Below are 19,400 nucleotides of genomic sequence, written 5' to 3'. Positions count from 1 at the left end.
TAGATATATAGTATAAAATGACTTAAATGTGTTTGCGAGTAGTATGCAGTGTGAATTGTGTGGGGCTGTAGTTCGCGGCGCCCCGAAGAAGGTACAGATCGAGGGTGCAGTGCTCCAGGTGTGCGAGAAATGTGCACGCCTGGGAGTGGAGATCGCACCGCCCCGTCCGGTCGCGACACGACGGAGAGCACAGACAGGGGCACGACCAAAGGCGGCCGCCAGACCCCAACAGCACCGGGGTCGGGATGTCTTCGATATGATGGTCGGCGAGATCGTCGAGGACTTCGGGGACAGGATCAAGAAGGCCCGTCTTGAGAAGAACTGGACACAGAAAGACCTCGCAAACGAGATCAAGGAGCGTGAAATCCTGATCAAGAAGATCGAGAAGGGCGACCTCATCCCTGAGGACGATGTCAGGGTCAAGATCGAGAAGGCGCTCGGGATCAAACTTCTTGACGTTTCTGACGATGACCTGAAGAGCAGAGGCCCTGCTCATGTCTCCACGACGGTCGGGGATATCATCAAGATCAAGAGGGAGTAAGATGGCCAGACCCCTGATCATTGTAAACCTCAAGGCATATGCCGAAGGCACAGGGGAGAAGGCAACTCGCATCGCCGCCGCGGCTGAAGAGGTTGGGAAAGAGAGCGGGGTCGTGATCGGCGTCGCTCCGGCATATACGGACCTGGGCCTTATGGCCAGGGACTATGACGTCCCCGTCTATGCCCAGCATATCGACGGGGTCATGCCTGGCGCCCACACCGGACATGTGACCGCCGAACAGGTCAGGGGAGCAGGGGCCATGGGCACCCTCATCAACCACTCTGAACGGCGGTTGACCCTTGCAGAGATCGAGGCGAGTCTCTCTGCCGCGAGGCGGTGTGGGCTCGAAGCGGTGATCTGCACCAACAATGTGGCGACGACCGCGGCCGCCGCGGCGCTCGGACCTGAATATGTTGCCATCGAGCCGCCCGAACTGATCGGGACCGGGGTCTCGGTCTCGAAGGCCGACCCCGGGATCATCGAGAACTCGGTCGAGGCGGTGCGGGGGGTCAACCCTGAGGTGAAGGTGCTCACCGGCGCGGGGATCAGCACCGGCGAGTGTGTACGGATCGCGCTCGACCTGGGGACCGACGGTGTCCTTCTTGCGTCCGGCGTGGTGAAGGCCGCCGATCCGGCCGCGGCCCTGCGCGATCTGGTCTCGCTCCTTTAAGCGATAAGGGCGATCAGGTCGTGTTTGGTGATCACGCCCTTGACCTTCCCTCCGTCGAGGACGAGCACGGCGTGATGCTGCTGGAGGAGGTGGACCACGGTCTCAACCCCGACGTCGGGGGGGACGGTCGGGAAACTGGACTCCATAAAATCTTTCACTTTTCGTGCGTGCGCCCGCGTCAGGCCAATCTGCTCGACGATGGCGACGATTGCAGACTCTGAGATGCACCCGATAGGGACGCCGTTCTGGATGACAGGGAGCTGGGAGATATCTTCGCGGCCCATGATCTCGACGGCGCTCGTGATCGAGTCTTCGGGGGTGACGGCATGGACGGGGGCGTGCATCACCTGTTCGGCGACGATCGCCGGATGTTCGGCCACTTTCAGCACCTGGATGATCTTCCTGAGCGTGCTCACCCGGGGGTCGACGGTCCCTGACTCGATCCTGGCGACCATCGATTGAGAGACGCCGGCCCTGTTGGCGACGTCGGCCTGCCTGAGGCCGAGCATGATCCGCTTTGCCCTGATCTCGGCGGGTGTTGGGATATACATGATATTACCCTTGGTGATTCCATACATTAAAAATATTCACATTTTTGATCAGGAGATCGTTTCAAAGGTTCTGCTTTGAAATTGAGACGAAATAGTCCTGTAGAATTGTTCATGAGGGGAGTGCATCCCACAGGCATAGCGCATGAATATGGATCTGGATGAAGGGTGTGGCCGAGGTGCCTTCCCCTCCCCTAACGCGCGCGCGCCACTCCCGGCGATCAGAGGTTCACGGAAGATCGTCGATCATTGAGACATAAGAAGATGAAAATCTTTGAGATGCGACAGGAAGGATCTTGAGAACACAGGAAATCAGTATGGAATATTTTTCCGTGCACAGTAAATCTGAGATCTTCCTGTTCAGGTAAATCTCTGATTTTCCACGACACAAAGTGTTTCCAGGTGCGACGAAAAGGAGCATGAGAAGACGAAGTCTTCGAGGGTCTTTGGCGAGAAGATATGGGATGGCGGCCAAGCCACCCCTCCGTCATGAGTCGGTGAGGTCTTCTCCAGCACAGGGTCTGTAGAAATCCATGACACTTGATATGAGCATGAATTAATCGCCTTCCTACTTCTTCGGCCGGGGAGCGGCACGCCCCCTGGCAGAGAGTTCCGTCCAGAGAAATTACTATGAAAATGATCCAGAAGATCAGATCTCAGAGGTTCCATAGTGGTTTGAACCTATAAGATTCCTTCAAGAGTGATACACAGATTGCAGATGCATTTTCTGAATGATCGAGCCTCTGCCTTCCCGCTCTAATCTTCCTCCTCGGGGTAAAGGGGCAACACTCCTGGTATGGTGGTGCAGGAAGGCACGTCGATCTGATCCGCCGTCCTCATCATAGGATCTTTCCTGTCGTCTCGCGCCAGGGGGTTACACCCCCCGGAACCCCCTACGGACGAAGATAGGCAGGGGCGGCGAAGTGAACGCGGTCTCAACCAATTTTCACGTCTTGAAAAGAGAGAGAGAGAAAGCACGCGACGAGAAATGTTCATCCCCTATGCCTGAGCCAGGGATTCATCCTGGATTCTATAGGATCCCAAGCACAGGGATACCTGGATGGACTGATCAATCTTTAGATGGATTCAAGATAGAACGCCCTCCCGATTTCCCATCCTGCACCTTCCATCCAGACGACGACTGCCGTCTCTGCCGGTACGGTCAGGTGTTCTGATGAAGTGAGACTCATCTCAAGGTGCGTCGTCTCTCCTGCTTCAAGGGTGAACGTCTCTGGAGTATAGGAGACCTGCACTCCCTCCGGCACTCCTTCGGTCCGGGCGACCCTGATCTCTGTGCCGGCGTTGGCCTCTGAGGAGACGACGATCGGGAGGGCCGCCGATGCATTTGATATCAGGACCAGTATAGGCGCTCCTGGAAGATCAGTTCTGACTGTGTCGAAGCCAGAGGCGTTCATCATATCAAACTCAAAGAGGAAAGGAGGGGCCCCTCCCTCTCCCTCGGGGGCATTGATGATCGGTTTGTCCAGAATATCTGGCTGAAAAGCAGGAGGGGTCGGGACAGGGGTCGGGACAGGGGTCGGTGTCTCCGGTCCCTCCTCTGCCGTGCATCCGGCCGTAAAGAGGCTACCTCCGAGAATGGCAAGTGAGCACAAAAGGGCCAGAATTCTTTTCTTTTTATACATTCTCCTCTCCTCGTTTAATTTCATCCCTCAGACAGAGGATCCATCACTATTGAACGGTGGTTCAGGAGTCCACGGCCAGAGATGTCTCTATAGAAATATATGTGGATTGTGTGTCGGATCTATGCACTTCAAAAAGATGATGTCTCTTTCTTGACGCAAGGCACCTGCATAATCTGTGACCAGACACGATCCCCCACGCGACAGAGGGGGGGAGCCTGTATGATTGTGGATGATGCAGGATGTAAGCATCTTCCAGATTGAACTTCCAGTTCTTCCCGAACCCCACGAAGAAGATTGAATTGGGACGTCGAAACGCGCGGCTGTCTCCCCACTACTCTTGTGAGAAGGGAGAGCGATCTCCTCCCCGCAAAAAAGGGATTCACTGGCTCTGTAGAAACCCTCTGGATCTCTCTCTCTCTCTGTGGCGGGGGGCGTGCCGCTCCCCGGTCCCCCCGCGCCAAGATAAGTCAAGGACGGCACTCCCTATTCAGGGATTTCGAATGTGCCTTCCCAGCCCTATCTTCATCCGGGGGGTCCGGGCGGCATTCGCCCCCGGCGAGAAGATAGGGGAAGGGGGGTGAATCGCGCTCGCACCGAGAATTGGCGAGGGTTTTACAGGGCCGATTAATTGTTTCTTCTCAGCGCAATGAAGGCGCATGCAAGGAGGGCGAGAGGTGCCCCAAAGCCCGGAATGGACGGGGTCGGCACCTCGCTCTTTGCATAGATCGGCACCTCGAAGATGTCAGACCCGGTCAGGTGCCATTCGGCACTCTTCCCATTGAAGGTGTTGGCATTGGACTCGACGATCTCCCCTGGCATCTCAAGGGAATAGTGGAGGGTGCAACTGCTGAGCATGGCGCCTGTGAGTTTGTCAGAGGCATCTATCTCTTCGTCCTCGTCCAGGAATCTCATATCCTTGTAGACCAGGTACCCGTCCTCTTTAGTGACCACCCACTTCGGTGCGTCCGGAAGGAGAGGGTCGCTGCACTGGATCGTGAGGGTCACCGAGTCGTCATCCCAGGTCTCATTATAGGATATGCTGGTATTCCCTGCTTCAGCCTCGATATATTCCCTTACATTTGCGTATCCATTTTCCTTTGCGTTTTCCTTGATGAGATTATATGCAAATGAGGAGGTGGTGAACTCAATGCGATAGTCACTGACGGTTCCGTCTTCGTGTGCCGCGGCATGGACGTCCATCGTAAAGCATCCAGAGACCAGGATCAGTCCCAGGAGTGACAAAAAGACGAGAGCAACAGTTCTATTCTTTGAAAATGTCATATTATCATCCTATATCTTAAATCATTGATCATTATTTAACTATTATGAATTTTAATTCAACACAATATTAATATAAAAAATGAACTGGGGACACATTTCACGAATTCCAGGGATGTCTATGGGAGATATAATTATGGCTGAGATCTTTCCCCACCCTTCTCACCGGGGGCGCCGCCCCCGGACCCCCAGGGATCAGGAGAGGGGTGGGAAGGTACAGATCAATGAACATGAAGAAGGGGGTGCCGTCCTCCACACTCTTGTGTGTGGGGATCTTGGGGTAAAACCCACTGCCACCAAGAGAAGTCTGGATGGATTCTCCAGGGCCATTAATTGTTTCTTCTCAGCACAATAAAGGCGCATGCGAGTAATGCAAGAAATGCGCCAAAGCCGGGCAAGGACGGGGTCGATACGTCTTCTGGGTGCCAGGCCGTACCATTGCTCTTTGCATAGATCGTCGTCTCAAAGATCTCGAACCCGTGCAGGTGCCATTCAGCACGCTTCCCACTGACCGTGTCGGCATTGGACTCGACGATCTCCTCGGGCATCTCCAGGGAATACTGGAGAGCGCACCCACTGAGCACCACGGCACTGATGAGTCTGCTAAAGATATCCATATCTTCACTGGTGCTTGAGAACCTCGTGTCCCTGTAGACCAGGCACCCGTCCTCCTCGGTGATCGTCACGGCCGTCGCCTCTGAGGACATGGGTTCGTTCTCCAGGATCGTGAGGGTCACCGAGTCGCCATTCCATGACTCTTCATAGGATATGTTCCTAAACCTCGTTTCGGCCTCGACATATTCCTTGACATCCGTGTATCCATCCTCCTTCGCACACTTCTTGATGAGTCCATACCCCTGCGAAGAAGTCGTGAGTTCGAGAGAGTAGGCGCTGAGGGTGCCGTCTGCGTCTGCCGAGGCCTGGGTGCCAATCGTAAAGCATCCCGAGACCATAATCAGTCCGAGCAGTGCGATGCAGACGAGAGCAATGGTTTTGTTCTCTGGAAATCCCATGGTATTTCTCCGTATTTTAAAAAACTGAACACTACTTAGTATCGATGAATTTTCTTTTTTTATGGAATTTCTTTTGAGAATAAGAGAATTATTTTTTTTTCTGTTGCTTGAGAAAGCCGCCAGGCTTTCGAGGAACTCCTGGTGTGAGTATGCGGGTGATTCACGCTCACACCAAGAATAGGTGAAATTCTATAGAGCCACAAAGAGAAACCAGTGCACCCCCAAGTCCATGTTCTTTTCAAAAAGATTTCAGCGCCGTTTCTTCCTGTACACCGCAACAAGGGCAAGGGCAAAGACGAGCACACCGCCGACAACAAATATCCTGATTATTGGTATCCCTTTCGGTCGGGGTTCATAGAAGGGGTTGTTGTTCGGAGGAAAATCGAATGACTCTCCCCATGCTCTTTGAATAATGGTCGTCTCATCGCTCCCGACGACCCCGCCGCCCTCCCCGTACGCCACGATCCCGTAGGTATGATTTCCTGGCGTGAGGACGAGAGAGTTCTCTGAAGAGAGGTCTGCGACTCTGATTCCGTCGATGAAACCGGCGACCGCAGCCACCTCTTTGGGCCTCTCGATCTCGTAGCGAAGTTCCTGAATGCCAGGACACCACTTTTTATTTCGACCAGAGGCCTCAAGGGTGATCCCGGCGTTATTTTTTGCCGCGACCGGGAGATCGAGGTCTCTCCCTTCTGCGGCAAGGTGGATCCTCTGCCGGTTGCCGGCGGCGTCATAGCCGACGACCTCCACCTCGTGGGCGCCCGGGACATATTGTATCGGCCCCCAGAGAAGGTTCCCAAAGTAGTCATGGCCGACCGTCTCTGCGGTGTGGACGCCTTGAGGCAGGGAGACTGCACCCGACGGGAAGGAGCCGAGGTTCTGACGGTCCACGATCACCTCGTAGGTGAGATCTTCTGGTGAGTCGTAGTAGATGGTCCCATTCTCCACCCTGGCCACGCATTCGGGAGGCGTCAGGTCGCCGGTCTCTTCCACCCATGCGATACCCCCGGCCACCGCCCTGGCGCACCCGGCGGCGAGGGTGTAGTTGAGCCTCTCGGGGCGGTCTTCCGGCGTATCCCAGATAGTGACATGATCGCCGCCGTCGATCAACCTGATCACCGGGAGGTGGTGTTCCTGAAACCTGAACTCGTCTCCTGTCGCGACCCCATAGGCGCGATCATATGTGATACTTCCACTCTCAGGGAACCACTCATAGAGCCAACGGTGCTGGGGAAGGGCAACGGCCCTGAGAGAATCGCCATATGCCACGCAGTCGAGGTTGATGGCGGCGATGATCTCGTCGTGGCGGTCTTCGTGTGCGTCCAGCCACTTTTTGCTCCCGAACAACCCCACATCCTCACCGGAGAAGGCGATGAAATAGAGAGTCCGGTCCAGGTCCTCGTCCTGGAGAAGGCGGGCAACTTCGAGCATCGAGGCGACGCCGGCGGCGTTGTCGTCGGCACCTGGATACTCCTCGCCAGGGTGTTCGGGGGCGGCGGTGTCGTAGTGGGCGCAGACGATCACGGTCTGGTTGCTCTTCCCTTCCTTCACCCCGATCACATTGGAGCCGATGAGCACCGGTTGTTCTTCATCTTCTCTCCCTCCTCCACGGATCTCGACCGGCACCTCGAAGGACTCGACTGTGACGGTAAGCCCGCGCTCGTGCATCTTTTCACTGATGTACTCGGTCGCTTCTTCCTCGTCCCCCGTGAACCGCGAGAGATTACAGAGGTCGCGGGTGACTGTCTCGATCTCGTCGGTGTCCGCGGTGAAGGCGGAGGTCGTAGGGACGAGAAGGATGAATAGAGCAAAGACAAAATAGAGCCCCTTTGTGGGGATTAATGTTTTTTCACGAGATAAACCAAAAAAGAGGGGAAATTTTTGTTTCATCTAGGCATCTCCGATCACTCGTAAAATAAAATGTCAATTACATCACTTGCTGATTCGGATCCCCCACTACAAGAAATCTCAAAGTTAAACACGTCATTAGCGCTATTTGGCCTGAACGTATACTCAAGCGTTCCTCTCCAACTCTCGTCACCGCCTGGCGTGTCTAAAATTTCTTTCGAGTCGAGTACTCTTCCGCTTGCATCTTTCAAGAAGAATCTGGCAGTCTGCACCCACACATCGCCAGTCTCAATATACTCGCAGTTGACTTTGATTTTGTATGTAAGACCACGGACATACTTGACATTGAATGATTTTGCATCCGCGGTACAGGTCATACCACCAGTTTCGTCAACGGTCAATTCTCCAGCATTGAGTATTTGCACAGACTTAACTCCAATAGAGTCAGTCTGTTCGCTTTCGGCACTCACTGCAGGAACCAGGAGCATCCCGACAAGGAGAAGTCCTGCGAAAACAGCGAGTACGCTTCTGCTTTTTCTCTGCATTTCTCTCACATTTCTCCTCCCGAAGGTGCGGCACCGCAACGGCTATCAAGGATGACGACCCACAGCACCATAGCCTTCGGGCGATTTGTTGGGGCAGGGAAGTACTCGTGTTAAGTTCTCCAGCCCCGACAGGACACCGGTTTGGGTGTCCATGGACATGCATGGGGCCTTCAATATATATAAGTCTATTATGATCTCCCTATGCATCGCGAAAAGATGAGAGCCTCTTTCTCGATACAAAGAATCCTTACAGTGTTGCGATTGAATAAATATTGAGTATAAAAGTGTTATGAGTCGCGTATGACCGCATGTGATTCCAGTCGGAGTCATGTCGAGATCAGAATGAGTTTCACTTAGAGCATGTCCCAAAAGTATCCCGAACGTGAATCATCCTATGGATCAAAATCCTTCACTCCTGAAATTCCAAGCGCATATCTTCTGCCAGGGGACGGCAGCACCCTTGTCATGGTCATCTATTCTGCCTTCACGGTGCAGTCCTGGTCCCGGGGGTCCAGTAACTGCGAGTGATAAAGAACTTGAGAAGATCTTCGATCTTCGAGAACGCCCCCGGCACGGGCATGTGGGAAGGCAATGGATGCATGGACGCGATGGGTGCGCGATGAAGAAGCGTGGATCCTCCAATCATCATCCATTGTTATTATCGGTAAGGAGGAGGGCTGGAGAGTTTTGGGATCTGCTCTTGGATAGAACAATTTTTTCCCTCAGATGAAGAGTCGAAAATTTCGTGAATCTTACGTGGTCTTTGATCAAACCTCGAAGACTTTTGTCGTCACAAAATCTCCCTCCTTCGCTTCTCCACGATGAAGAGTGAACCGGAAAGACCGAAAAAAAGATCGTGAGAATCATGATGCCTTTCACCGCCTATCTTTACGCGGTGGGGGCGGCACACCTCTTTCTGGATCTTCAGTCTTGCTTTCTCGATGCAATTTGCCAACCCAGAGGGGTACAGGATTGCAATCTCCGGCGCGATTGAAGTGGGAAGGCACATCGATCGAGAGTATTTCCCACTAGAACAAGATCGTCATCTAATGAATGCGTGGAGGATGGGAAGATATTCTACCGATCCCTTCACTCAGAAGATGATGGACAATTCTCACCAGTTATCTGCGGTACATGCCCCTGGCTTGTGCTTACGATCACCCCGAACCATAGTAAACGGCTGTGTAAGAACCCTTCGGACAACGCCCCCTGTGGGGGGCCGGCCGCCCCCCCCCCCAAAGCCCCCCGCCAATGAAGATTGCGGAGGATTGCGTCCCGTCTTCATGATCTTAACTCTAACTTCCCACCCCCATCGCCATCCCGGGGGTCCGTGGGCGGCGCCCCCGGTGAGAAGATATGGGATGACACGCCGGTCAGAACAGCCGCCCTATTGTACAAACTTCTCTGCAATCTCGCACCGGGGGCTTCGCCCTCGGACCCCACGATGAAGAGAGATGGGGGCGGCGATGGAACACGATCCTCACCAATTCTCCGGTCTTAAAAAAGAATGATCCAGCAACGAAAAATGTTCATCCCGTATGCGTGAGCTCCAGGTTCATACCAAATTCTACAAAACCTGGAATACAAAAAAAGATCGCCCCACGAAGAACGGAGTCGGAGGAGTAAGCCCCCTTCTGTTCATTGCGGCATTCGACTTCGCGCCATACCCGGACAGGCCCAGGCGCCTATATGTCCTGTTCTGGCTTGCACCCGCAGGGATTCACCGTTTCATCGATTCCTGCCGTTACGTTCAACGGGTTAACTCACGCACCTGGATGCGCTTCTCGCCCGAAGGCTCGGCCGCATCATCACTGGCGGCAGGGCGTGTCGTTTCTGTGTCATTGCCATGACTCTCGCCACCCGCACTTGCATGCGGCTGCGTGCCTGGTCGGTGGGGGGACTTTCCTCAGCAGCTCTCAAGCCACCGTCGGCCGCACTCTCCCTCTCCACTTAATATATGGAACGCCCTGAATATAGTGCTAATGTTTGCGCTGACCAGTGAAGAGGGCAGGACGGCGGTCAGGACCGCCCGCGCCGCCCTCGAAACAAATCTCAGAGGCGAAGAATATACTCCGCCAGACCTCTCTTCAGTATTTTCAGAGAAGAGAGGGGTCTTTGTCACTCTCACCTCAGGAGGAGACCTGCGCGGCTGCATCGGTCTCCCGCACCCGGTGATGCCCCTTGGCGAGGGGATCGTGCACGCCGCACTCTCGGCCGCCCTCGAAGACCCGCGTTTTCCCCAGGTCCGCGCCGAGGAGTTGCCGATGATCAGGGTGGAAGTGACCGTGCTCTCGGTCCCTGAGACCCTCGCCTGCCCGGCGACCGCACGGCCCGGCAAGGTCGAGGTCGGCAGGCACGGGCTGATCGTCAGCGGGATGGGACGGAGCGGACTCCTCCTCCCGCAGGTCGCGACCGAATATGAGTGGGACGCGGAGGAGTTCCTCGACCACACCTGCCTTAAGGCCGGACTCCCGCAGGGGTGCTGGCGGCGGGACGAGGTCGAGGTCGCCGTTTTCGAAGGTCAGGTCTTCACCGAGGAGGACGAATAAATGAGTATCAGTTTTGAGATCCTGCAAAAAGATATCGCCGCCAGGAACGGGCGGCTCAAAGTCGGCGACAAGACCATACGCACCCCGGCCCTTCTCCCGGTCGTCAACCCCCACCTCCCGCTCGTCACGCCGCGGGAGATGCAGGAGATGGGCGTCGAGGCGATCATCACCAACGCCTACATCTTCTCCAAGAGCAGCGAATACCGGGACCGCGCCCTCGCCGAAGGCCTCCACAAGGTCCTCGACTTCGACGGCGTCATCATGACCGACTCGGGATCATTCCAGCTGATGGTCTATGGCGAGGTGGAGATCACCAACACCGAGACGGTCACCTTCCAGAAAGAGATCGGATCAGACATCTTCGTGCCCCTCGACATCCCGACCACGCCAGACACCCCGCGTGAACAGGTCGAGGAAGAACTCGAAGTCACCCTCGACCGGATCAAAGAAGCCCGCGAGTTCCTCGGCCCAGACGCCCCGCTCGCCGGGCCGGTCCAGGGGGCGACCTTCCCTGACCTGCGCGAGTACGCCGCCAGGCGCGTCCAGGAGATCGGGTTCGACTTCTGCCCCATAGGGGCAGTCGTCCCGCTGATGGAGAACTACCGGTACAAGGAACTGGTCGAGGCCGTCCTGGCCGCTAAACGCGGGCTCTCGCCCTCGACCTGCGTCCACCTCTTCGGCGCCGGTCACCCCTCCATGCTCGCACTCGGTGCGGCGATGGGGTGCGACATCTTCGACTCGGCCGCCTACGCCCTCTTTGCCAAGGACGGACGCTACCTCACCACCTATGGGAGCCTGAAGATCGACGAACTCTCAGAACTTGCCTGCCCGTGTGCGGTCTGCCGGAACCACACCGCCGAGGAGCTGAAGAAGAGCCCTGACAGAGAGCGTCTCCTCGCCCTCCACAACCTCTACGTCACCCTCGCCGAGATCGCCAGGATCAGGCAGGCGATCACCGACGGCACCCTCTGGGAACTCCTCGACCTGCGGTGCCGGAGCCACCCGAGGCTCCTGGAGGGCTACCGCGAGTTCCTCAGCCATGCCGAGGAACTCGAACGCCAGGACCGCCCCTCCAAGAGGCGGTTCTTCTACCAGGGTACCGAGAGCTGCCAGCGGACCGAGGTGGTCAGGTACCATAAGATGGTCGAGCGCTTCAGCCTCGGCGAGCAGGTGCTTGTCTCCATGACCGGCGAGAAGAACACAGGAGAGTACGACGACGTCCTCTCCTTCAAGCCCCCCTTCGGGCCGTACCCGACCGGGCTTGCCGAGACCTTCCCGATCGGCCAGTCCGAGGTGCCGACCTGGGACGAGGCGATGATGGAGGCAGGGTGCAAGGGGATCGCGCGGCTTGCAGAGACCCACCCTGAGAGCACGGTCTCTGTCCTCGCCCCCGCCGACTGGGCGTCCTTCGTGCGCCACGCCCTCCCTGACCTGGAGGTGCTGGAATGAAGGCGTTCTTCGAGGTGAAGAACAGGGACGGGATGGCGCGGACAGGAACCTTCACCCTCGGCGAGGAGGTCCACCAGACCCCGACGGCTCTCGACCTTGAGGAGGTCTATCCCTCGCTTGCGACGATGGCCCATGCCAACGTCCCCCTCACCGCCGACCAGGCATTCGTGGACGAGTACCTCGTTCAGCCGGAGGAGGAAGAGGTGCGGGTCGTCCATCCGCTCAGGGGAGAGGTCAATGCCGGAGGATGCGCCCTCGTCGCCAACTGGCAGACCATGCTCGAACGCCCCAGGGACTATGTCGCCACCCTTGCGACCCTCAGGGAGCAGGTGCCCCCTGACGCCGCCTGGTATGCCCCGGCGGCGGCCCTTCCTTCGAACGTTCTCTTCCTGGTCTACACCGGCTTCGACCTCTTCGACTTTGTCGGGGTCGACCTCATGACGGCACGCGGACTCTTCTGCACCCCGGAAGGCGAGGTCCCGCTCGCCGAGGTGGAAGAGGGGACGTGTCGGTGTGCCGGGTGCGAGGCCGGAGACCTCGGGCTCCACAACCGCCTCGCCCTCCTCTCGGCCTGTGCAACCGCCAGGCGGTTCATCGGCAAGGAACAACTCCGCGAACTCGTGGAGATGCGGTGCAGACTGGACGCAAACCAGGTGACCGCCCTGCGCCTCATCGACCAGGACTACACGATGGCCGAGGCCGCCGCCCCGGCGGCGCGCCCCTGCCGTCTCCTGGCCAATGCCGGCGAGTCGATGGAGCGGGCCGAGGTGAAGCGGTTTGCGGCGCGGGTCGTGGAACGCTATGTCCCGCCGCGAGACGACGTCGCCGTCCTCCTCCCGTGCTCGGCAAGGAAACCCTACTCCACCTCGCAGAGCCATCAGAAGTTCGTGCGCACTGTCAACGGCCGGGCCCATGAGGTGATCATCACCTCGCCGCTCGGCGTCGTGCCGCGAGAACTCGAAGGCGTCTATCCGGCAGGGCACTACGACGTCCCGGTCACCGGCTACTGGGACCGCGAGGAGTGCGGGCTCCTTGCCGGGTTCCTCACCGACTATCTCAAGGCCCATCCCTACGGGCGGGTCATCGCCCATCTCGAAGGCGGGGCGCTGGAGGTCGCAAGGACGGCCGCCGCCGCCTGTGGGATCGAACTCGAAGAGACGGTCGCCGCCGGGCGCCCGACTGCCCCTGCCTCGCTTGCCGCTCTCGACGAGGCGCTCGACGGCGGGTGGAAGAAGCGGGTCACTCCGATCGCCGGGATGCTTGCCTGGCAGTTCGACGAGCAGGTCGAGACCAAGGGGATGCAGGTGAAGGGCAAACCCTGGAGGCGCGCCGTCTTCAAGGGCAAGACCATCCTCTTCAACATCGACCCAGGGACCGGGCTGTACAAACCGACCTTCAATGGCTGGAAACACCTCCACGGCTACCGCGTCGAGATCGACAACTTTGTGCCGCGCGGCGACGTCCTTGCCCCTGGTGTCACCGCCGCCGATCCCAGGATCCGTGCCGGCGACGAGGTGCTGGTCGTCGGTCCCTCGGCGATGGCGACCGGACGGGCGGCGATGGGTGCGGCCGAGATGGTCAGGGCGCGCCGCGGCGTGGCAGTGAAGGTGCGTAAAGTAAAGTCATTGCAACACGAATCATGAAAGCACAGTGCACCATGCAACTGGAGTGGTAGAGTTTGTATCAGGTTGAGGAGGCTACACATCTCTCAGACAATGTGTATCAGATCTGGGTCCACGCGCCGCAGGTGGCGCGCCACGCCCGGGCAGGGCAGTTTCTGATCATCAGGGTCGACGAGACCGGCGAGCGGATCCCGCTCACCATCTCGGCGACGAAGGGTGACTCGGTCAGAGTCATCTATATGGCGGTCGGCAAGACCACTGAACTGCTCGCGACCAAGAAAGAAGGAGACGTCCTTTCCGACGTCGTCGGTCCGCTCGGCACCCCGAGCGAGATCAAGAACTACGGTACCGTCGTCGTCATCGGCGGAGGCGTGGGGATCGCGAGCACCCCGATCATCGCCCGCGAGGCGAAAGAGGCCGGGAACCATGTCATCGGGATCATCGGGGCGAGGAACAAAGATCTCCTCATCCTCGAAGACGAGATGGAAGAGGTCTGCGACGAACTCTTCATCACCACCGACGACGGGAGCAAGGGCGTCCACGGGTTTGCAAGCACGGTCCTGGAAGATCTGCTCAAGGAGCGGACGATCGACTGTGTCTGGATCGTCGGCCCGGCCATCATGATGAAGGTGACCTCCAGGGTGACCATCCCGTACAAGGTCAAGACCTTCGTCTCCCTCAACCCGATCATGGTCGATGGGACAGGAATGTGCGGGTCGTGCCGGGTCACGGTCGGCGGCGAGACCAAGTTCGCCTGCGTCGACGGCCCTGAGTTCGACGCCCACCAGGTCGACTTCGACAGCCTGATGCAGAGACAGCGGATGTACACCGACGAGGAGCAGGAGGCGCGCGAGCACTTCCACCACCATGACCATCATGGCGGGTGCGGATGCTGCGGGGGGAAGCACTGATGGCGAAAGAGGTGAAGGACTTCAAGGAGGTCAACAAGGGACTCACCGAGGAGAACGCCGTCCTTGAGGCTCTTCGGTGCATGAACTGCGTCATCCCGCACTGTGTGAAGGGGTGTCCGGTCGGGATCGATATTCCGGGTTTCATCCTGAAGGTGGCAGAGAAGGACTTCGAGGGGGCGGCGGCGGTCATCAAGGCCGACAACATGCTCCCGGCCATCTGCGGTCGGGTCTGCCCGCAGGAAGCCCAGTGCGAGGGCGAGTGTATCCTTGCAAAGAAAGAAAAGCCGGTGGCCATCGGGGCCCTGGAGCGCTATGTCGCCGACCGGGAACGCGAGCACGGCATGAAACTCCCGGCGGTCGCCGCACCGACCGGCAAGCATGTCGCGGTCGTGGGCTCTGGCCCTGCCGGGCTGACCGCCGCGGCCGAACTGGCCCGGTTCGGGCATAAGGTCACGGTCTATGAGTCGCTCCACGAGGCGGGCGGTGTGCTCACCTACGGGATCCCCGAGTTCAGGCTCCCGAAAGCGATCGTGAAGGCCGAGATCGAGCAGGTAAAGGCCCTCGGCGTGGAGTTCAGGCTCAACCACCTTGTCGGGCGGAGCGTCACGGTCGAGGAACTCCTCGGCTACGACGCCGTCTTCCTCGGGACCGGCGCGGGACTACCGTACTTTATGGGGATCGAGGGCGAGAACCTCAATGGGGTCTACTCGGCCAACGAGTTCCTGACCCGTGTCAACCTGATGCATGCCAACTGCTTCCCTGAATTCGACACGCCCATCAAGCGTGGGTGCAGGGTTGTCGTGGTCGGCGGCGGGAATGTGGCGATGGACGCCGCACGTGTGGCCAGGCGGCTCGGTGCGGCGGTGACCCTGGTCTACCGGCGGCGCGAGGAGGATCTCCCGGCCCGTGCGGTCGAGGTGAAGAACGCCCACGAGGAGGGTGTGGAGTTCCTCTGCTGCGCCAACCCGGTGCGGGTCGTCGGTGAGAAGGCCGTCGAAGGCGTCGAGTGTGTCAGGATGGAGATGTGCGAGGCCGACGAGAGCGGGCGGCCAAAGCCGACCTGTATCGAGGGGAGCGAGTTCACCCTTGAGGCCGACGTCTTCATCGAGGCCATCGGGCAGGGGCCTAACCCGCTCCTGGTCTCGATGGTTCCCGGGCTCGAGCGCGAACGCCGGGGCAACCTGGTCGTAGACGAGGACGGGCGGACAACGGTGGCGCGGGTCTATGCCGCCGGCGACGCCGCGACCGGTGCGGCCACGGTCATCTGGGCAATGGGCTCGGCGAAGACCGCTGCGGCGGCGATCGATAAGGCACTGAAAGAGGAGTAAAAAGAAGATGATCGAAGGGCGGTATCTTGAGGAGCGGAGGACTCTCCTCCGCCTTGCCGGCGTCGAGGACAGGGAGGTGCTGGACATCGGGGCCGGCCCTCTCGCCCTCATCGCCACCAGCGAGTATGACTGTTTTGTCACGAGCATCGACATCGACACGGCTCGGTTGAAGGAGACCGAGCGGCTCGCGAGAGAGGAGGGGGTCGCGGAGAAGATCTATTTCGAGGAGGCCGACGCCGCCGATCTTCCGTACGGGAACGAGGCGTTTGATATCGGGATCTGTTTCGGGGCGCTCCACCACATGGACCCAGGGACAAGACGCGCCGTCCTCTCTGAACTGGCACGGGTCTCGTACGAGAGGTTCATCGTCGCAGAGTTCAATGAGGTGGGGTTCAACGAACTCCACGCCGACGACCCCGACCTCGCCCCTGTCGATCTCGCCTGGCTGGAAGAGGAACTCAAGGGCTTTGGCCGTCCTGTCGTTCATCCACTTGAGAAACTCAGTATCTTTGTCGTGGAAAAGAGGGACTGAACTCTTTTTTTGGGCCCTGGAGAATCGGACCAGATCCTGGGCCATGCATATCCATTTTTTGAAGGGGGTGTAGAACCTCTCACCTTGATCCTTGGGGGAGGTACGCGTCGAATGCCGCCCAATCTCAACTCACCAGACCCCAGGGTGAAGAATGAGTCAGGAAGGCAGAACCGACGAGCATGACGATGGTGCGCCGGTCCCTGCCTTTATTCATCGCGGGGACAAAGCAAAAAAACTCATCGTCATCCTGTTTACACCCGTGCACCGGCATACACCTCGTTGCACTCTATAGTTGTCACTGAACAAGCGAGATTTAGAATGCTGTTCAATAATATGGCCCAATATATCCAATTTTTGTCCTCGCGTGCACCCCGCTCCCGACCGCACACACTGTCACCCAGAGACCTGGGGAGATCATGGGTAGTCTGTGTGTTCTCTATCGAGTGCAATATAGTACTATGAGAGAGAGATCTCTCTCTCCTCTCTCTAGAATAGGTACTCTAAGCCAGCATCTCTGTCCGCGTCCATTCTACTTTTTCAGTGCAATTCCGGTGCAGATCGGGTGCACATGTGCGAAATATTGGCTCTGTAGAGGCCCTCGTCTATGATCTCGTCGCCACACGATCACGCCTGGGGCGCTGCCCCTGGACCTCCAGGACCATGATGGAGCCAGAAAGGCACGCACAAAAAATGACCATGAAGAGGGGATTGCCGTCCTCGACCTATCCTCGTGCGGGAGGTTCGGGGGGACGACTGGGAGGAGTCGAGAAGATCTCTGATCTTCAAGCGGCGAGCCCCCCGTCGAAGAGAACCATCAACAGGGTTTCTACAGAGCCATTTTTTCTGCCTTCCTGGCCCTATCTTCATCCCGGGGGTCAGGACTGTTCTCTCCACTCACCCCTGCAGGGATCACCGGCGCGCGTCCAGGAAAGAGAGGAGCAAGAATATATCAGGTGCTGACCGAACCTAACCGGTATGACTCCTGAATCTGAAGCCGTCAGGCTCGTCGCCTCGCTGATGGCGCTCTCCGCCAGGACCGCACCAAAAGGGAAGGGCGTCGACACCATCGAGACAGCGGTGCTCGACGGGAACGACCTTGCCAGACTTGCCGGAGCAATGCGGACCTTCGGGGAAGAGCACGGGCTTGGGTTCTTCCTGCGGGACGCCAAGAACATCGAAGCCGCCGACGCCTGTCTTCTCATCGGGTGCCGCGGGACTGAGCCCGCCAATATCAACTGCGGGGCCTGCGGCTACCTCACCTGCACCGAGATGACCAGGGCCGTCCGTGCGCCCCGAAAAGGCGACACGCCGTTTGCCGGCCCGAACTGCGCAGTCAGGATGACCGATCTCGGGATCGCCGTCGGGTCTGCGGTGAAGACCGCCTCGATCCACAATCTCGACAACCGGGTGCTCTACTCCGGGGGCGTCGGCGCCCGGGCTCTCGGGGTCATGGAGGGGTGCACCGTCGTCTATGCCGTCCCGCTCAAGGCCTCTGGAAAAAATATCTTCTTTGACCGCACATAGGAACAGACCATGCCGATGATGAAGATCAGAGGCGGCGACCTCGACCTCGTCGAGTACGAGTTCGAGCCCTTCACCGCGGGAACCTCTCTGCGCCCCCTTGCCCTGGAGCGCGAGGTCAGGGTGGAACCGCAGGAAGGGGCCTTCACCGCCCGTGCGCCGGCCAGGATCCACTCGACTGTCCTTGACATGAACCGCTTCGCCCCGGACCGTCCTGGCGGCGGGGGATTTGGGTATGCGGTCCAGGTCTACTGCACCGCCACGGTGCGGTGCACCGAGGGCAAGACCGAGATCGAATATGACCGTGCTCCCATCGTTATCCAGGTCGTCGAGGCCTTCAAGGCGACGGTCGGGTATGAAGGCGGGTTTTTGATCCAGGCCCAGGACCATCAGCACAAACATGTCGGCCTCGGCTCGACCGGGACGGTCCTCACCGCGGTCTGTCATGCGATGAACGCCGCCGTGGGCTCCCCGCTTACCGCCGAGGAGATCAGGGTCCTGGTGGGCAGGAACTTCGTCGAGGAGACGGCCGACGATCGGGTGGCCTTCGGGTTCGAGACCGGCGTCGGGCCTGCGGTGAGCACCTACGGCGGGTTCGTGGTGATGGGTGACGACCTCACCCTTGTCTATCACCATCCCTTTGCCGCCGGGAAGCATGTCTACGTGATCATCCCAGAGAGCGGGATCTCGTCTGCCGGCAAGAGCGAGTTCGACCTCCTGATGAACCGTGCACGCGACCTCGACTACCGCGACCGCCCGCTCAAGGCCTACATGGTCATGATGGACCTGATCCCGGCCCTCGACCAGGACAACCTCGTGAGGGCCGGCGAGGTGATGTGGGAGATCGAGTTCCGCGGCTCGAAGAGGGCCGAGATCGAGCACCACGGGTTTGCGATCTATGCCTATATGAGCAGGCTGCGGGAGGCAGGACTTGAATATGTAGGGATGAGTTCGGTCGGCCCCTCCATCGCCGTCGTCACCGGGAAGTCCAGGGACGAGGTGGAGGCGATCGCCGGAGAACTCGGGCTTACCGTCACCCTTGCCACCATGGTCGACAACGAGGGGATCACCGTCTGGCGAGAAGAGGAATAAGAGGGCTTTGCGGACCAGGGGAGGCGGTCCTTTTGATCGGTTTCTCTTCCCTTGTCTCCCTTGAGGTGCGACTGAAAGGATCTACTTGTCGGACTATGTGGAATCTCTCAGATGTGTCAGAGTGACCCTCCGGTCACGTGCCTTCTCCCATGCTCGCGCGTCGGGAGGGCACAATTGATAGCCATGAAAAGGGTATTGCCGTCCTCCGCGCATCACTCGCGCGCGGGGTCCAGGGGGCGGCACTCGCCCCCGGCACATGTGGCGGGGAAGGGGGCTACAGCACACTCATACCAGGAATTGACGAAGATTT

General features: G+C 58.5%; 16 protein-coding genes and 1 other RNA gene. 10 read left to right on the top strand and 7 right to left on the bottom strand.

Going from position 1 to position 19,400, the window contains the following annotated elements:
• Nucleotides 1–43: 43 nt before the first annotated feature.
• The gene (locus tag J2129_RS04675; RefSeq protein ID WP_209629760.1) at nt 44–541 is read left to right on the top strand and encodes a multiprotein bridging factor aMBF1; all 498 of its coding nucleotides are present in this window, start codon (nt 44–46) and stop codon (nt 539–541) included.
• A 1-nt stretch (nt 542) separates the two neighbouring features.
• Nucleotides 543–1,211 carry a triose-phosphate isomerase gene (tpiA, locus tag J2129_RS04670; protein ID WP_209629759.1) on the top strand — a complete coding sequence of 223 codons (669 nt, stop codon included), beginning with the start codon at nt 543–545 and terminating at the stop codon, nt 1,209–1,211.
• Here tpiA and J2129_RS04665 read toward each other — a convergent pair.
• The 7 genes from J2129_RS04665 to rnpB form a co-directional block, all read right to left on the bottom strand.
• On the bottom strand, nt 1,208–1,762 hold the full coding sequence (locus tag J2129_RS04665; protein ID WP_209629758.1) for a CBS domain-containing protein: 555 nt from the start codon (nt 1,760–1,762) through the stop codon (nt 1,208–1,210). The genes tpiA and J2129_RS04665 overlap by 4 nt on opposite strands.
• 1,073 nt (nt 1,763–2,835) lie before the next feature.
• Nucleotides 2,836–3,402, bottom strand: a complete 567-nt coding sequence (locus J2129_RS04660) for a hypothetical protein (protein ID WP_209629757.1) — start codon at nt 3,400–3,402, stop codon at nt 2,836–2,838.
• 624 nt (nt 3,403–4,026) lie between these two features.
• The gene (locus J2129_RS04655; protein WP_209629756.1) at nt 4,027–4,683 is read right to left on the bottom strand and encodes a hypothetical protein; all 657 of its coding nucleotides are present in this window, start codon (nt 4,681–4,683) and stop codon (nt 4,027–4,029) included.
• Nucleotides 4,684–5,009: 326 nt separating this feature from the next.
• On the bottom strand, nt 5,010–5,693 hold the full coding sequence (locus J2129_RS04650) for a hypothetical protein (RefSeq protein ID WP_209629755.1): 684 nt from the start codon (nt 5,691–5,693) through the stop codon (nt 5,010–5,012).
• A gap of 249 nt (nt 5,694–5,942) precedes the next feature.
• Nucleotides 5,943–7,583 (bottom strand): M28 family metallopeptidase, encoded by a 1,641-nt coding sequence (locus J2129_RS04645; RefSeq protein WP_209629754.1) that lies wholly within the window; start codon nt 7,581–7,583, stop codon nt 5,943–5,945.
• Between the two features lie 14 nt (nt 7,584–7,597).
• Complete coding sequence (locus tag J2129_RS04640) at nt 7,598–8,086, bottom strand: hypothetical protein (protein ID WP_209629753.1); 489 nt, start codon at nt 8,084–8,086, stop codon at nt 7,598–7,600.
• A 1,611-nt stretch (nt 8,087–9,697) separates the two neighbouring features.
• An RNA gene (gene rnpB / locus J2129_RS04635) (RNase P RNA component) lies at nt 9,698–10,033 on the bottom strand.
• A 35-nt stretch (nt 10,034–10,068) separates the two neighbouring features.
• On the opposite strand from rnpB, the gene J2129_RS04630 reads away from it, so the two are divergent.
• The 8 genes from J2129_RS04630 to J2129_RS04595 all read left to right on the top strand — a co-directional run bounded on the left by J2129_RS04630 (nt 10,069) and on the right by J2129_RS04595 (nt 19,090).
• Nucleotides 10,069–10,635, top strand: coding sequence for a TIGR00296 family protein (locus tag J2129_RS04630; RefSeq protein WP_209629752.1), 567 nt, complete (start codon nt 10,069–10,071; stop codon nt 10,633–10,635).
• Nucleotides 10,636–12,084, top strand: coding sequence for a tRNA guanosine(15) transglycosylase TgtA (gene tgtA / locus J2129_RS04625; protein WP_209629751.1), 1,449 nt, complete (start codon nt 10,636–10,638; stop codon nt 12,082–12,084).
• A complete protein-coding gene (arcS, locus tag J2129_RS04620) occupies nt 12,081–13,727 on the top strand; it encodes an archaeosine synthase subunit alpha (RefSeq protein ID WP_209629750.1) in 1,647 nt (548 codons plus the stop codon). The genes tgtA and arcS overlap by 4 nt, the downstream gene beginning before the upstream one ends.
• A gap of 35 nt (nt 13,728–13,762) precedes the next feature.
• A complete protein-coding gene (locus J2129_RS04615) occupies nt 13,763–14,617 on the top strand; it encodes a sulfide/dihydroorotate dehydrogenase-like FAD/NAD-binding protein (RefSeq protein ID WP_209629749.1) in 855 nt (284 codons plus the stop codon).
• Nucleotides 14,617–15,945, top strand: coding sequence for an NADPH-dependent glutamate synthase (gene gltA, locus J2129_RS04610; RefSeq protein ID WP_245320625.1), 1,329 nt, complete (start codon nt 14,617–14,619; stop codon nt 15,943–15,945). The genes J2129_RS04615 and gltA overlap by 1 nt, the downstream gene beginning before the upstream one ends.
• A 7-nt stretch (nt 15,946–15,952) precedes the next feature.
• Complete coding sequence (locus tag J2129_RS04605) at nt 15,953–16,477, top strand: class I SAM-dependent methyltransferase (RefSeq protein WP_209629747.1); 525 nt, start codon at nt 15,953–15,955, stop codon at nt 16,475–16,477.
• 975 nt (nt 16,478–17,452) lie between these two features.
• Nucleotides 17,453–18,001, top strand: a complete 549-nt coding sequence (locus tag J2129_RS04600) for a DUF2148 domain-containing protein (protein WP_209629746.1) — start codon at nt 17,453–17,455, stop codon at nt 17,999–18,001.
• 9 nt (nt 18,002–18,010) lie between these two features.
• Nucleotides 18,011–19,090: a GHMP kinase gene (locus tag J2129_RS04595; RefSeq protein ID WP_209629745.1), complete on the top strand. Its 1,080-nt coding sequence runs from the start codon at nt 18,011–18,013 to the stop codon at nt 19,088–19,090.
• Nucleotides 19,091–19,400 lie beyond the last annotated feature (310 nt).

Source organism: Methanofollis sp. W23 (assembly GCF_017875325.1).
Classification (GTDB): Archaea; Halobacteriota; Methanomicrobia; order Methanomicrobiales; family Methanofollaceae; genus Methanofollis.
This window is presented reverse-complemented; position numbering and strand designations above follow the sequence as displayed.

Bases quoted from the DNA above. Each gene is read 5' to 3' on its own strand.
- J2129_RS04655 (WP_209629756.1), bottom strand. From the start codon at position 4,683: ATGACATTTTCAAAGAATAGAACTGTTGCTCTCGTCTTTTTGTCACTC.
- J2129_RS04650 (WP_209629755.1), bottom strand. From the start codon at position 5,693: ATGGGATTTCCAGAGAACAAAACCATTGCTCTCGTCTGCATCGCACTG.
- J2129_RS04605 (WP_209629747.1), top strand. From the start codon at position 15,953: ATGATCGAAGGGCGGTATCTTGAGGAGCGGAGGACTCTCCTCCGCCTT.
- arcS (WP_209629750.1), top strand. From the start codon at position 12,081: ATGAAGGCGTTCTTCGAGGTGAAGAACAGGGACGGGATGGCGCGGACA.
- J2129_RS04675 (WP_209629760.1), top strand. From the start codon at position 44: ATGCAGTGTGAATTGTGTGGGGCTGTAGTTCGCGGCGCCCCGAAGAAG.
- J2129_RS04600 (WP_209629746.1), top strand. From the start codon at position 17,453: ATGACTCCTGAATCTGAAGCCGTCAGGCTCGTCGCCTCGCTGATGGCG.
- J2129_RS04660 (WP_209629757.1), bottom strand. From the start codon at position 3,402: ATGTATAAAAAGAAAAGAATTCTGGCCCTTTTGTGCTCACTTGCCATT.
- tpiA (WP_209629759.1), top strand. From the start codon at position 543: ATGGCCAGACCCCTGATCATTGTAAACCTCAAGGCATATGCCGAAGGC.
- J2129_RS04630 (WP_209629752.1), top strand. From the start codon at position 10,069: ATGTTTGCGCTGACCAGTGAAGAGGGCAGGACGGCGGTCAGGACCGCC.
- J2129_RS04665 (WP_209629758.1), bottom strand. From the start codon at position 1,762: ATGTATATCCCAACACCCGCCGAGATCAGGGCAAAGCGGATCATGCTC.
- J2129_RS04645 (WP_209629754.1), bottom strand. From the start codon at position 7,583: ATGAAACAAAAATTTCCCCTCTTTTTTGGTTTATCTCGTGAAAAAACA.
- J2129_RS04595 (WP_209629745.1), top strand. From the start codon at position 18,011: ATGCCGATGATGAAGATCAGAGGCGGCGACCTCGACCTCGTCGAGTAC.
- gltA (WP_245320625.1), top strand. From the start codon at position 14,617: ATGGCGAAAGAGGTGAAGGACTTCAAGGAGGTCAACAAGGGACTCACC.
- J2129_RS04640 (WP_209629753.1), bottom strand. From the start codon at position 8,086: ATGCAGAGAAAAAGCAGAAGCGTACTCGCTGTTTTCGCAGGACTTCTC.
- tgtA (WP_209629751.1), top strand. From the start codon at position 10,636: ATGAGTATCAGTTTTGAGATCCTGCAAAAAGATATCGCCGCCAGGAAC.